The organism is Idiomarina sp. OT37-5b, from assembly GCF_002968395.1.
GTDB classification, from domain to species: domain Bacteria; phylum Pseudomonadota; class Gammaproteobacteria; order Enterobacterales; family Alteromonadaceae; genus Idiomarina; species Idiomarina aquatica.
The window spans coordinates 2,099,229-2,112,528 of the sequence record NZ_CP027188.1; the positions used below are offsets into that span (position 1 = coordinate 2,099,229).

Sequence of the window (13,300 nt, forward strand, 5' to 3'; positions counted from 1 at the left end):
TTTATCACCGGCGTCTGCATATCCTTTATTATCATTCAGAACAAAGGAGCGGACGCCCGTTATGGCTGCCGATAACATCGTTGATGTCACGATTCAGAACTTTCAGCAAGTGCTGCTGGAAGGTTCAAAAGAAAAACTCGTCATAATAGATTTTTGGGCGGATTGGTGTGAGCCCTGCAAACAGTTGATGCCAACACTGGAACGCATTGCCAGCCAGTATCCAGAACAAGTAACGCTGGCTAAAATAAACTGTGACGACCAGCAGGAGCTGGCCATGCAGTTTGGTATTCGTAGCCTACCCACCGTCGCTTTCTTTAAAGATGGACAGCCGGTCGATAGCTTTGGCGGGGTGAAATCAGAGTCCGAAATTAAAGAAATGCTGAGCAAGCATTTACCCAGCCCTGCCGATGAGTATATCCAGCAGGCGCAACAGGCGATGGCGGAAGGCAACGCCGCCGATGCTTACACCTTTGCCAAGCAAGCGTTCGATATTGATAACCGCAATATGCTGGCATTAAAGCTGTTGGCAGAAGCCGCTGTCGACAATGGCCGGCTGGCACAGGCGAAAGAACTGGCTGAAACCATTCCGATGGTGGAGCAGGACAATGACTATCAACGGTTAATGAGCAAAATCGAGTTAGCCGAACAAGCCGCTGACTCGCCCGAGATTCGTAATTTACAGCAACACGTTGAGCAGCAACCGGACGACTTTGCGACGCGCCTGCAATTGGCATTGGCACTGCAACAGGCTCACCGCGACGAGGAGGCACTGGATCATGCCTTTTATGTGATGCGCAAAGATCCGGCCAACGCCGATGCAAAACGTTTTGCACTGGACATTATTAATGCCCTGCCAGATGGTGATCCGCTCGCCTCACGCGCGCGTAGAACCCTGTACAGCATGATGTATTAAATGGCTGTTCACTAGCAACGAGTTTAGCCGGCATCCTCTGCCGGCCTTTTTTTACGATGCTCACTCGTTACCAGCAACTCATCGACCAACAACAACTGACCGCCGATCCGGCGCAGAAAAATGCCTGTGCGGCGCTTGATCACCTGGCACAGCGACTCAACCAGGGCCTCACAACCGAGAGTCTTTACCTTTACGGGCCGGTTGGCAGGGGTAAGTCGATGCTCATGGACCTGTTTTATGACAGCCTGTTCATTAATGCCAAGGTACGCCTTCATTATCACCACTTCATGCGCCGCGTACATCAGCAATTGCAACTCAATGAGGGGGAAACCAATCCATTGCAACATATTGCTGCCGCCTGGGCACAGCAATGCCGGGTCATTTGTCTCGATGAATTTATGGTCGAGGATATTGGTGATGCAATGCTGCTGGCAAACCTTTGGTCCGCGCTCTTCGATGCCGGCGTGGTATTAGTAACCACCTCCAATACGCCTCCTTCAGAGTTGTATCGCGGTGGTCTTGCCCGTCATCGATTTGAGCCTTTTATTGACTTGCTGAACCGGCAATGCCGTATTGTTGCTATTGATTCCGGTACCGATTATCGGCGTCTGACAGCAGCGGAAACTCCCTATTACCTCATCGGCCAGTCTCCCACTAAACTAAAATCATTGTGTGAACACTTGTCGGGGCCAGTGAGCCCAACTCACCAAATCACGGTAATGAACCGTCCCATCAATACGCTTTGGTGCAACAGCGCAATCGTTGGCTTTGATTTCCGGCAACTCTGTTCAGGTCCTCGCAGCCATCGCGATTACATGGAGCTAGCAGACCGTTACCGGGGTATTGCCGTTAACGCCGTGCCGCAATTTAGCCTGCAGCCATGTGCCGAGGCCACGCAAGGTATCGAAGAGGGTTACCAGCGCGACCAAGCTTCGGAGCATCTCAGCCACCTGGATAATGAAGCCCGCCGATTTATTGCTCTGGTTGATGAATGCTATGACCGCAAATGCCTGCTGGTACTAACGGCAGCGGTTGATATCGACCAACTGTACCGCGCTGAACTGCTTAAATTCCCCTTCCAGCGGTGTGCCTCTAGGCTGTTCGAAATGCAAAATTGGAAGTTTGTTGCGTAAATGTTGTACACTGAATGAGTCATAAGATAATAAGAATAATTGATATGGATATTGTCTACCATTTTGCCGGCAAAACTTTTATTCCGGCGCGTAACCTGTTAATCGAAGGGAATACCGAACAGGTACTGGAACAACGTGTTAGTGATTTATTACTGGCGTTTTGTCAACAACCCAACCAAGAGCTGAGCAAAAACGAGCTAATAACGCTGGTTTGGCCTGACCGCGTGGTTAACGAAGACAGTTTATCGGTTGCTATCAGTAAGCTACGAAAAGCGCTTGGGGATAATCGTCACAACCCAGCCTACATTAAAACGCTGTCCGGTCGCGGTTACCTTTGGCTAACAGCTGTTGAAAAGGACAACGGTAACGAACAGCAACAGGAAACCGCGACATCACCGGCAACAGTTGCCAAAGCATCACGCAAACGTCTGGGTTTAACCACTCCCTTAGGAAAGACAGTAAGTGTAATTCTGGTTGTGACGTTAATTGCAGTCTCTATTGTGATCAAACCGTCAACAACAGATGTCTCGGATAATCCAGAAGTTCCTGCGGCGGTCATACAGCAACATGAGGAACTGAACAGGAGGCTCGCCCAAGTCGACAGCGAGACACAGCGGGATGTCATAAAAAAGGCGCGAAGGTTAACGGAAGAGTACCCCGAATATTTGCCTCCGTACCTTACCATAGCACAGGCCAAACTCATTCTGAGTATGATAAATGGCTACAGAGATATTGCCATTTATAAACCCGAAATCGAATCTATTATCGAGTTTGTGCTAGCCCGAGACCCCGAGAACGGTCGCGCGTGGCTTTACCGTGGTTGGCTCGCACAAATTGCCGACTGGGAATACGAAGTCGCCGGTTCTTCGTTCATGAATGCTTTAAAATACAGCCCTGAAGATCCGCTCGTTTATTTGGGTTACTCTGAATATCTCATGGCGTTAGGTGAGTTTGAGCAGGCCCATGCCTTTTTTGATCAACTGCGCCGCGAAAACCCAGACTATTACAAGTACTTGAATATGTCCTTCGTTTACTTGTTGCAAGGTGACTATGATAAAGCCAGAGCAGAAGTTCAGCGAATAGCCAATTCAGAAGCCGAGTCATATTTGTCGGATAGGATGTTGAATCGCATTGCTATCCTCTCGGGAAACGATGACGAAGCCTTCGCCACGCTGCAACGGTTAATGCGTAAAGTCGATCTGCCCAAAACCTTTATTGAGCAAATGGAAACGCTGTTCCTACGCGACGGTTTAGCCGCTGTTTATCAAAAACTCTTGGACGAGCGCATTGATGTTAATTTAGGTCATTATTTGCCACCCTTAGCATGGGCTCGTTACGCCGTTATTGCGGGAGACTTTGAGCAGGCTATCCGGTGGCTCAATCAAGCAGTGGATATAAAACAACCCGTTGCGGTTTTTATTCCATTAGATCCGCTCTACCAGCCGCTGGCGTCACTGCCGAAATTTCAGCAAGTGACGCAGCGCATCGAACAGCAAATATCCCGTTAACTGGCTAACGGAAACTCGTTTGCGGTAAGCACTCGCACCGTGGTGCCGTCTCGAAGCGTCTCGGCACCGCGGACAATCACCCGCTGCCCCGCCTCAAGAGCTCCCTCGACAGCCAGCCGCTCACCAGCTCCGTGCTTTACCTTAACGCGGATTTTTTTGGCCACGTTATCTTCTCCCAAGGTGAATACAAAACGGCCTTCCTGATTAATCACCAGGGCATCCCGAGGCACTGTAAACTGCGCCGTATCAGCAGCGCTGGGCACGCCCACGCTCACCACCTGGCCGATATCAAATTGAGCGCGCGCTGACTCTGGAATTTGCAGGTACGCAGAGAAGGTTTGCGAGCGCTCATCGCTAACCGCAACCAGTGCCCGGACCGGCAACAGCGTCCGCCCCCCATTGAAGTACACTTCCGCAGACCCTTTTTGCTCAAGGTAGCGACCATAACTCAACGGCCCGTACAGTTTGACCTCCAGTTGATCAAGGTTAACCAGGTGTAACACCGACTGTGTCGCTGATACAGCTTGTCCCACCCGCACAAAACGTTCGGTAACGACACCATCAAACGGCGCTTTGATGTGTGCTTTCGTCAAGTTATCCTCGGCCTGTTGTACTTCTATTTCCAACAACTCAACATCGGATTGCGCCAGCGCCATATCAACCCGGGCATTATTTAGTGCCTGTTCCGACACCGACTGGCTGTGCTCCAGGCGCTGCAAACGCTGATAGTCTTCCGTCAGGCGTTCCAGTTCAACGTTCTTGCGTTGCAGCTGCACTTGCAAGCGACGGTGTGCCAGGCTCAGTTGAGTGGTATCCAGTCTTGCCACCACATCACCTTGTTTTACTTTCGTCCCTGCTTCCGCTGTCCAGGCAACAACGCCACTGACGCCAGAAGAAAGCTCACTGCGATAACGGGACTGCACATGTCCGGTCACTCGAATTGATGGGCTTAATTGTTCCGTTTTTACTTCACCGACGGACACCACAGGTTCGTTCGCTGCAGCCGCACCGCGACTGAATAACAGAGTGACAACAAGCAAAATTAGGTAAAGATAATATTTCATGTGTGCCTCGCAAATTATACGTTGGGTTGAATCGATGCGTTTTCGGTGTTCAGCTTAGGTATGCGTGCGCGTACCAGTTCGGCCAGATACAACAGACTGCTCATACACATAATCATGAACAGCGTACTTACCGTCATACCACTTAAAATAACCGTTGCCAGCCCGCGGTAGAGCTCACTACCCGCGCCCGGAATTACCGCCAGCGGCAACATACCGACCACCGACGTCAGTGAACTCATGTAAATAGGGCGCACCCGCAAAGCGACGGCTTCGGCAATCGCCTCACGAATCGACAACCCGCGAGCTTGTGCCTGACGCGTCTTTTCAATCAATAGAATGGCGTTATTAACCACCAGTCCCAGCAAGATAACAAAGCCAATCATGGTCAGCAGATCCAGCGCCTGAAACTGAAATAAGTTCAGGCACCACAGTCCAATCACGCCTCCGGCAATCGCCATCGGTGTGGTTAACATCACCAACAGACTGTCGATCAATGAACGGAAAATGGCGGCCATGATTAAGAACAGAATTAACACCGCAAAGATAAAGTTGCTGATCATGGTATCGATGGTCTCAGCCAAGTCGTCAGCGCCGCCGCTAAGTGCAATAAACGTACTTTCCCCCAGTTGCTCCTGCGCCTCCACTTTGAGCTCTTCCAGCACCGCTATGGCTTCCTCCAGTGACACGTCATCCGGTGGTGTAACACCGATACTCAGCACTCTTTGTCCGTTCAGACGGCGGATTTCATTAGCGGCAACGGTGCGTGTCTGAGAGGTCAACTGATCAATGGTCTGAATGCCACTAGTCGGGGTGTAAACCGGCATCGCCGCCAAGGCTTCCGGTGTCTGCCATGGCTTGGTTTTTAAAATCACGTCACTGCGCAAGGTGCCGTCAAAGTACTCACCCAGATACTGACCATCGGTCATACTGCGTATCATTTGCCCAACCTGATTACGGGTTAAGCCGGAATTCGCAATGGCGTAGTTATTGGGACGAATGTTCAATTCGGTCTGAACCGATTGGGCATTCGGCACACGACGCACATAGGAGCCGGGAATGCGATCACTTATCTGCGCCATAGTCCGCTCGATAACCAGTTCGGTGGTACCATCCAGTTGTCCGGTAAAGTCCAGATAAACGCTTCGCCCCGAGCCAACTTTTACGGTGTTCAACAACGACATTTTGAAAGCGACACCCCGCGTATCCGGCAGGTCTGCAAACAGCTCAGTACGCACGATGTTCAACAGTTCTTCCGCTTTCGACGGATCTTCGGGGTAAATAAATATGGCGCGTCCACCGGAACTCATCGTTAGGTTAAAGTCTTTTATAGCCGGTGTTTTCTCACCCGTTCTATAGCGGTTCAGACGTGCAATCAGTTCTTTCGCCAGCTCGTTTTCCAGCGTCGTATAGTTGGTGCCAGGTGGCGTCTGCAACACCGCAATGATGCCCTCAAACTTGGCTTCCGGCAGAAAGTCGGTTTTCGGAGCCAGTGCGACAATACTGAATACTGAACCCAAACCAAGCACCAAAAACCAAACCCACGCTTGCCGACGAGTACTGCATAGGCGCTGATAGATAGACGCTATCTTTGTCCAAATTGGCAGCGGTTCACTAAAATGTGTATTACCCCGCAAAATCAAGCCGGCAACCACGGGCAACAATAACAACGCCGTTAGCATTGAGGTAAATACGGCAATGGTCATTGTCAACGCCAGATCAAAGAACATTTGCCCTTCGACACCGCCCATAAAAGCAACCGGCGCAAAAATGGCAACGGTGGTGAGCGTAGCGGCAAAGAGCGCTCGCGATACTTCCTGAGCGCCCTGTACCAGGGCTTTGGCGAGCGGAACACCTTGCTGGCGTAAACGCACAATGTTCTCCTGCACGACAATAGCAGCGTCCAGAACAAGCCCGGTTGAAAACGCCAGTCCTGCCAGTGAAATGATGTTTAACGTACGATCGAGGAGGCCCAGGCCCAGTATCGCAGCACTCAAAGACACGGGAATTGTGATACTAATCAACAGCGTTGAGCGAACGCCCCGAATCATTGCGTACAGCATCAACAGGGCCAGGGCAATACCGATACCTAAATTGCCTTTCACCAAGTTAACAGCACGTTTAATGTGCAGCGAAGAATCAAAGCTTAACGTCATGTCTAAGCCACGCGGATTAAGCTCTTTCTCATTTAAATCCGCAATAATGACCTTCAACTGCTCGAAGATTTCGACGGTATTGGCATTTTTGGCCGCGTCGAGCGTGATATAAAACGCGGGGTTATCATTTCGATAAATAAAGTTTTGTTGTTTTTCGTAACCTCGTACGACGGTCGCAACTTCCCCCAGGTAAACCGGGCGGCCATCGTTGTGGGCGACCACCATCTGGTTCATTTCTTCAGGCTTAAACTGGCCTTCATACCGCACCGAGTATTCACGGCGGCCAACCTCGGCAAAACCACCTGAAAAATCTTTGGATTCCATCACCTGATTCATTAATTGCGGTACCGTGATACCCAGTGCCGCCAACTTATAAGGGTCAAATATGATTTGCAGTTGGTTATTCAGATAGCTGGCCAAGCTCACATTACTTACCCCGGGAATCGCCCGCAGACGCGGACCAACGGTGTGCTTGATCAGCTCTTGGTACGCCGTGAAATCCTTGCTCTTATCCTGACCAACTTTCTGAATCATCATGGTCGCCGTACCTGCTTCGAATTCACCGAGCATCGCTTGCGGTTCATTCGCCTCACGCGGCATTCCCTGTACCTGGTTCAGCGCATTAATGACGTTAATGTAGGCTTGCTGCATATTTTCATCGAGAGCAAACTCAATCGTCGTTAACGCCAGGCCATTACGAACGGAGGTCGAAATTCGTTCCACTCCCACGATGTTTTTAAGAATTTCTTCTTGCGGCTCGACGATTTCAGACTCCATTTCCTCCGGAGCCGCTGAGCGCCAGCTATTGATCACCGATATGGTAGGCCGTTCAATATTCGGCATTAACTGAATGGGCATATTGATTAACGTGGTTGCCCCAAGTATCACCACGATTAAAAACGCAACGATGGTTGCGAATGCATTCTGTTGAGTTAATTTTATCCAGCTCATTGTTCTGCCCTATCAGGAATCGACAGGTTGAGCATCGCCTAACCCGTCTTAAGACTCCTGAAAAAGTCCTTAAAGGTTCTTAAATCTTCTAATTAAGCTTATGGTTTACACCTTTAATCGCAGAAACACGTTAGCCGTGCTTGCCGAGCGTCATGCCCCTTGCTAGGATTGCTGGAATTTTCTGCGCACGACAACATATGGGCGCCTGATAATAATAACGATTAAAAGAAGGAAGACCATGAGCGAACAACGCGATCAATTCAGCTCGAAAATCGGCTTTATATTAGCCGCAGCCGGTTCCGCCGTGGGCATCGGCAACCTCGTCGGGTTTCCGGTAGCAGCAACGAAAAATGGTGGCGGCGCGTTTTTACTGATCTACGCGATTTTTGTCGCCTTTATCTGTGTGCCAATTATGCTGGCCGAAATGGGCGTTGGCCGTCATGCGCAAAAGAACCCACTCGGTGCTTACTTAAGTTTGGGGAACGGTAAGAAATTCTGGAGTTTTGCCGGTTTTCTTGCGGTATTAACCCCCTTCATGATTGCCATTTTTTATATGGTCATCACGGTTTGGATTTTTGGCTATCTGTTTTACGCGGTGACCGGTGACCTGGCGCAACTCGCTCAGCCCGGTTACTTTGGTGAATTCGTTAACGACTATAAGTTTATCGGCTTCTTGGTTGCAGTAACCCTGGTCATCAACTTGATCTTGCTGGGTGGTGTCCGACAAGGTATTGAAAAAGCCGCCAAGTTTCTCATGCCAGCGTTATTTGTGATGCTCATTCTGCTGGTGATCTTTGTGCTGTCGTTGGACAACGCAGAATTGGGTGTACAGTTCTATCTGGTACCGGATTTTAGCAAGATTGATGGATCTGTTGTCAGTGGCGCGCTTTCACAAGCGTTCTTCTCGCTATCGCTGGGTATGGGCATTTTGATCACCTATGGTTCTTATTTCAGCCGTTCGGATGACATTGTCACTTCCGGCAAGTTGGTTGCAATAACGGATACCGCGGTGGCATTTACCGCCGGCTTAATGACCTTGCCGGCCATTTTCGCCATCAATCCAAATACCAATCCTGCGGATCTGAGCGAATCTTCGGTCGGCATGATCTTCTCGTTCTTCCCGCAGATCTTTATGGAGTTGGAAGCATCCATCGGTTACGTCGCTGCCAGCGTCGCCGCTTCGGTGTTCTTCTTGCTGGCATTCGTCGCCGCCATCACCTCATTGGTGTCGATTTTGGAAGTGCCGACGGCCGCCATCATGGAACAGCGCAATACCAGCCGTAAGAAAGCGCTGCTGTTCATGGTGATTGCCAATACCATACTGACCATAATCGCCGCGACGTCGTTTGGCTTTATTCCAGCCTTCACCGAGTTTGTAGAGTACGCAGGGCAATCGAAGTCGGTATTCGATGTCATTTATGATGTCTTTTATGACACCATTTTGCCGCTGAACGGCTTACTGATTTGTCTGTTTGTCTGGTTGCACTGGCGCAATAGTAATCTCGAGTCAGAACTGACCCACGGTAATCATGCTTATCCCACCACTTTACTGGCCAAGTATGTGCGTGTTTCGATTTCGACCTTTATTCCGTTAATTCTTGCCGTCGTGTTCGTCAACACCTTACTCGCTAAATTCTTCGGGGCGCAGTACGCCTTCTTCTGATGCACACGAACGGTTACCGCAGACTGGTAATACGCTCGGTTACCGACAGCTGGCAGCTTCCACTGCCAGCTGCTCAGTCAGGACACTTGCTGCTTTCCGATCGTTTCCCACAAGCCGATGCGCAATTATCCCGTTACCGTGATTATCTGGGACATGAATTTGACCAGGTTACCATTGACTGCCGCGAGCAGTTGCATGTTGATGCAATAGCCGCGCTGTCAGGAACGGTGGTTGCCGGCGGCCAACTGCAGTTGCTAACCGGTAGCACAGAGTCGCCTATGCTAAGGCGTTTGCGATCAAACTGGGCAGAACCGACAGCACCCGCGCCACCACTACCACGATTACCTACGCCCGAGCAGCAGCAACTGTCGCAACACCTGCGCGATACCAAGACCACCCATCTGTTGCTGGCCGACCGTGGGCGCGGTAAAAGCCATACCCTCGGCCAGGCCGTTGCCCGGCAACTGCAGCAGCATCCACAGCAACGACTATTGGTGACAGCGCCCCGCAAAGCCAATGCTAAGGTCTTATTGCAGTCGGCACCGGCAGCACAGTTTGTTGCCTGGGATAAACTGTTGGCAGAGCAAAAAGGCGATGCGCTACTGGTCATTGATGAGGCCGCCGGTATTCCGTTGTGGGCAACACAGCGTTTATGTCAGTTATACCGCCCCTGGCTACTGGCGACCACCATCAATGGTTATGAGGGCTGTGGTAAAGGCTTCGCGGTACATTTTACCGATTGGGCGCAACAGCAGTTTGCGGCGGTTCGATTTCACCGTCTCGACACCCCGATCCGCTGGCCTGCCGGGGACCCGCTCGAACACTGGCTTGAGCAGGCACTCCTGCTTACGCCCGCACCGCCGACGCTGACGCACATCACCAGCCGGCAAACGGTACACGCCAGCTCGTTGCCCGATGATGCTCTGCATCAGGCGTTCGAGCTGCTGTTACAGGCACACTATCAGAGCAGTCCCAATGACCTGGCCTTATTGCTCAACGACCCCCATCAATTTTTAACCCTGGAATACCAGGATAACCGCGTCGTTGGGGTAACCTGGTCGGCACTCGAGGGGCCACTGCCGGAGCCGATACGCGATGCCATTGTCACTGGTAAACGGCGTCCTAAAGGCAACTTGTTACCACAAGCCATCGGTTATTTTTTACAGCAACGCTGGGCTCTGTCGCACAAGTGGTGCCGCGTGGTTCGCATCGCCGTCGCTGACGCATACCGCCGCCAGGGAATTGCCAGTCAGCTGCTGCAGCGGGTAAAACAATGGGCAACTCAACAACAGTGTCAGTTTATCGGTACCAGTTTTGGTTTCAGTCAGGCACTGGGGGCGTTTTGGCAATACAACGATTTCCACGCCGTTCGCACCAGTACCGCACTGGATCGTGTGAGTGCGCGCCATCAGCACATTATGGCGTGCTGCCTGCACGAGCCTGTTGAACAGTGGTCGGCTTTACTGGAGTACGGTGCTGCCGAACGCGACTGGGTACTGCACAAACGTCTACAACCCCTGACTGACAACACAGTCGTTGCGGCCATCGAACAGGGTTTCAGGCAAGGCTACCTGCCAAGAGCATCGGCGGAATTTGCGCTTAATGTTCGTTAACAAACGGTAAAGAACGTTAAGAGCAAAAACGCCCCGTGCTAAAGTAACTAAAAAGATAACTGAGACTTTGGTATGCCCTCGCAACGAAAAACATCATTACTGTTATTGGCCGGCTCACTGCTGTCGCTGTTAATTGGCGCTTGTAGCTCCGCCCCAAAAGACTCAGAGCAGGCGCTTCAAAAAGGCCTCGATTATCCGGCAACCCAACGTGGCACAGCCTCGGCCGATTACCATGGGCACACCATCAGCGGGCCTTATCAGTGGCTTGAACAACTGCACACGGCTGAAACCCTCGATTGGGTTACTCGCCAGCAGCAGTTTACTCAACAGCAGCTACAACAACTAACGGCTTCCCGGTTCGTCAAAGAGCGCTTAACCGAACTTTGGAATGTCGAGCGTGTTAGTGCACCCATCGAAGTGGCAGGAAAAATCTTTTATTGGCGCAATGACGGTTTGCAGGCACAGGCTGACCTCTACATGCAACAGACCGTTGACAGCGCGCCGCTTAAAGTGGTCGATGTCAATCAAGTCGACCCAACCGGACTCACCGCAATAACTGACTTTAGTGTCTCACCTGATGGCCGTTACCTTGCCTATGCGCTGTCAGAAACCGGCAGTGACTGGCGGATTTGGCAGATCAAACATTTAAACAGCGGCGAAATTCTTAATGAGCGTATCGACGGTACTAAGTTTACCAATATCAGTTGGTACCCGGACAGCAAAGGATTTTATTACAGCCGCTACCCTCGCACAGCGCGCGGATTTGATGATAACGCTTCGGTCGACGTGTTCTATCACTCCCTCGGTACCGACGCCCGGGATGATGTTCGCGTGACAGAACTGGGCTACGAACCAGGTGTTAACCCCTATCCACAAGTCAGTAGTGACGGGCAGTTTTTGCTGTTACGTGTCCAACAGGGTCCCAATGAGAACCGCTGGTATCGCCGTCCTTTAAGGCAAACCGCCGCGGACTTTGAGCCCTTATTAGAGCAGCCGCAAAGCGAACATCAATACTTAGGGACTGTCGATGATGAGCTGTACTTTTACAGTCATCACCAAGATGGGCTGGGTAAAGTTGTCAGCATTCAGACAACATCAGCCTCCATCGAAACCGTCATTGAAGAGCAAGACCATCCGCTGACTTCTGTCAGTTTGATGGGTAACCAGCTCGTTGCTCATTACCTGGACAACGCACGTTCACGCGTCATGACCTTTGATCTTCAAGGACGTTTTGTGCGCGAGCTTGCGCTTCCCGGCATGGGCAGCATTAGTGGTTTCGAAGGTCATCCTGATTCCACTCAGGCATTTTTTAAGTATTCCAGCTTTACCGAAGCCGGAAAAATTTACCGCTATCAAGTCGAACAGCAACGCACCAGTTTATGGCAACAGTCATCGTTACCCATCGATACCAGCCGCTATCAAACTCACCAGGTGTTCTTTAGCGCGGCCGACGGTACCCAGGTTCCGATGTTTATTGTCCATGCCGATGAGGTTCAGTTGGATGGTAACAACCCATTGTTACTGCACGGTTACGGCGGTTTTGGCAGAACCCTGAGACCAGAATACCAGGCCGATTTTATGGCCTGGCTTGAACTCGGCGGTGTGCTTGCGGTTGCTAATGTTCGCGGCGGTGGTGCCTATGGTAACCCCTGGCACAAAGCCGGTATCCAGAATAACAAAGCGACGGCGATTAATGATTTTATTGGCGCGGCCCAATGGTTGATTAGCCAGGGTTATACACGTCCTGACAAGCTCGCCGTTCACGGCCGCGGACATGGCGCTATGATGGCGGCGGCCGCAATGGTGCAGCAACCGCAGTTATTTTCTGTCGTGCTCGCCGAAGTTGGCGTTTACGATTTGTTGCGCTATCAAACCGCCAATGCGAATGCCCGAGCCTGGCAAACCGAGTTTGGTATCAGCTCCTCCGCGGATGACTTTAACGCGTTAATTCAGTATTCACCGCTGCATAACACCCGTTACGGTCAGTGTTATCCCGCCATGTTACTGAGCACAGGTCAGCGTGATCAGCGGGTTGCCCCTTGGCATAGCTATAAATTTGCCGCACAAATGCAATACGTGCAGGGTTGTCCGAACCCAGTCCTGCTTGATGTCGACGAAAATGCCGGGCATGGTGATAAAACTCCCATTTGGATGGAAATTGACCGCACGCAACGGCAATGGGCGTTTGCACTCAATCAACTACAGGTTGGTTGGCTGAAAAATGAAAAGCCGAAATGATGCTTTAGCAAAAATGTGCTATCTTTCGCGACAATTATTGTCCTCAAAACTGCGATTAAAGGAT

The 13,300-nt window shown here is 51.1% G+C and carries 8 protein-coding genes; 6 read left to right on the forward strand and 2 right to left on the reverse strand.

The window, feature by feature from the left end; translation table 11 throughout:
• Positions 1–61: 61 nt before the first annotated feature.
• The 3 genes from trxA to C5610_RS09965 are packed head-to-tail and all read left to right on the forward strand — an operon-like array spanning position 62 to position 3,554.
• The gene (trxA, locus tag C5610_RS09955; RefSeq protein WP_105307029.1) at positions 62–913 is read left to right on the forward strand and encodes a thioredoxin; all 852 of its coding nucleotides are present in this window, start codon (positions 62–64) and stop codon (positions 911–913) included.
• A gap of 56 nt (positions 914–969) precedes the next feature.
• Positions 970–2,046: a cell division protein ZapE gene (gene zapE, locus C5610_RS09960; protein ID WP_105307030.1), complete on the forward strand. Its 1,077-nt coding sequence runs from the start codon at positions 970–972 to the stop codon at positions 2,044–2,046.
• A gap of 44 nt (positions 2,047–2,090) precedes the next feature.
• Positions 2,091–3,554, forward strand: a complete 1,464-nt coding sequence (locus C5610_RS09965; RefSeq protein WP_158682681.1) for a winged helix-turn-helix domain-containing protein — start codon at positions 2,091–2,093, stop codon at positions 3,552–3,554.
• On the opposite strand, the gene C5610_RS09970 is transcribed toward C5610_RS09965, so the two are convergent.
• Positions 3,551–4,618, reverse strand: a complete 1,068-nt coding sequence (locus C5610_RS09970) for an efflux RND transporter periplasmic adaptor subunit (RefSeq protein WP_105307032.1) — start codon at positions 4,616–4,618, stop codon at positions 3,551–3,553. The two genes, C5610_RS09965 and C5610_RS09970, sit on opposite strands and share 4 nt — an antisense overlap.
• Before the next feature lie 14 nt (positions 4,619–4,632).
• Positions 4,633–7,722, reverse strand: a complete 3,090-nt coding sequence (locus C5610_RS09975; protein WP_105307033.1) for an efflux RND transporter permease subunit — start codon at positions 7,720–7,722, stop codon at positions 4,633–4,635.
• Between the two features lie 238 nt (positions 7,723–7,960).
• On the opposite strand from C5610_RS09975, the gene C5610_RS09980 reads away from it, so the two are divergent.
• The 3 genes from C5610_RS09980 to C5610_RS09990 all read left to right on the forward strand — a co-directional run bounded on the left by C5610_RS09980 (position 7,961) and on the right by C5610_RS09990 (position 13,236).
• Positions 7,961–9,385, forward strand: a complete 1,425-nt coding sequence (locus C5610_RS09980) for a sodium-dependent transporter (protein WP_105307034.1) — start codon at positions 7,961–7,963, stop codon at positions 9,383–9,385.
• On the forward strand, positions 9,385–10,998 hold the full coding sequence (locus C5610_RS09985; protein ID WP_105307035.1) for a GNAT family N-acetyltransferase: 1,614 nt from the start codon (positions 9,385–9,387) through the stop codon (positions 10,996–10,998). Before C5610_RS09980 ends, C5610_RS09985 begins: the two co-directional genes overlap by 1 nt.
• Positions 10,999–11,070: 72 nt before the next feature.
• The gene (locus tag C5610_RS09990) at positions 11,071–13,236 is read left to right on the forward strand and encodes a prolyl oligopeptidase family serine peptidase (RefSeq protein ID WP_105307036.1); all 2,166 of its coding nucleotides are present in this window, start codon (positions 11,071–11,073) and stop codon (positions 13,234–13,236) included.
• The last annotated feature ends 64 nt before the right edge of the window (positions 13,237–13,300 follow it).

Coding starts and splice junctions, on each gene's coding strand:
- C5610_RS09980 (WP_105307034.1), top strand. CDS start 7,961: ATGAGCGAACAACGCGATCAATTCAGCTCGAAAATCGGCTTTATATTA.
- C5610_RS09965 (WP_158682681.1), top strand. CDS start 2,091: ATGGATATTGTCTACCATTTTGCCGGCAAAACTTTTATTCCGGCGCGT.
- C5610_RS09970 (WP_105307032.1), bottom strand. CDS start 4,618: ATGAAATATTATCTTTACCTAATTTTGCTTGTTGTCACTCTGTTATTC.
- C5610_RS09975 (WP_105307033.1), bottom strand. CDS start 7,722: ATGAGCTGGATAAAATTAACTCAACAGAATGCATTCGCAACCATCGTT.
- zapE (WP_105307030.1), top strand. CDS start 970: ATGCTCACTCGTTACCAGCAACTCATCGACCAACAACAACTGACCGCC.
- trxA (WP_105307029.1), top strand. CDS start 62: ATGGCTGCCGATAACATCGTTGATGTCACGATTCAGAACTTTCAGCAA.
- C5610_RS09985 (WP_105307035.1), top strand. CDS start 9,385: ATGCACACGAACGGTTACCGCAGACTGGTAATACGCTCGGTTACCGAC.
- C5610_RS09990 (WP_105307036.1), top strand. CDS start 11,071: ATGCCCTCGCAACGAAAAACATCATTACTGTTATTGGCCGGCTCACTG.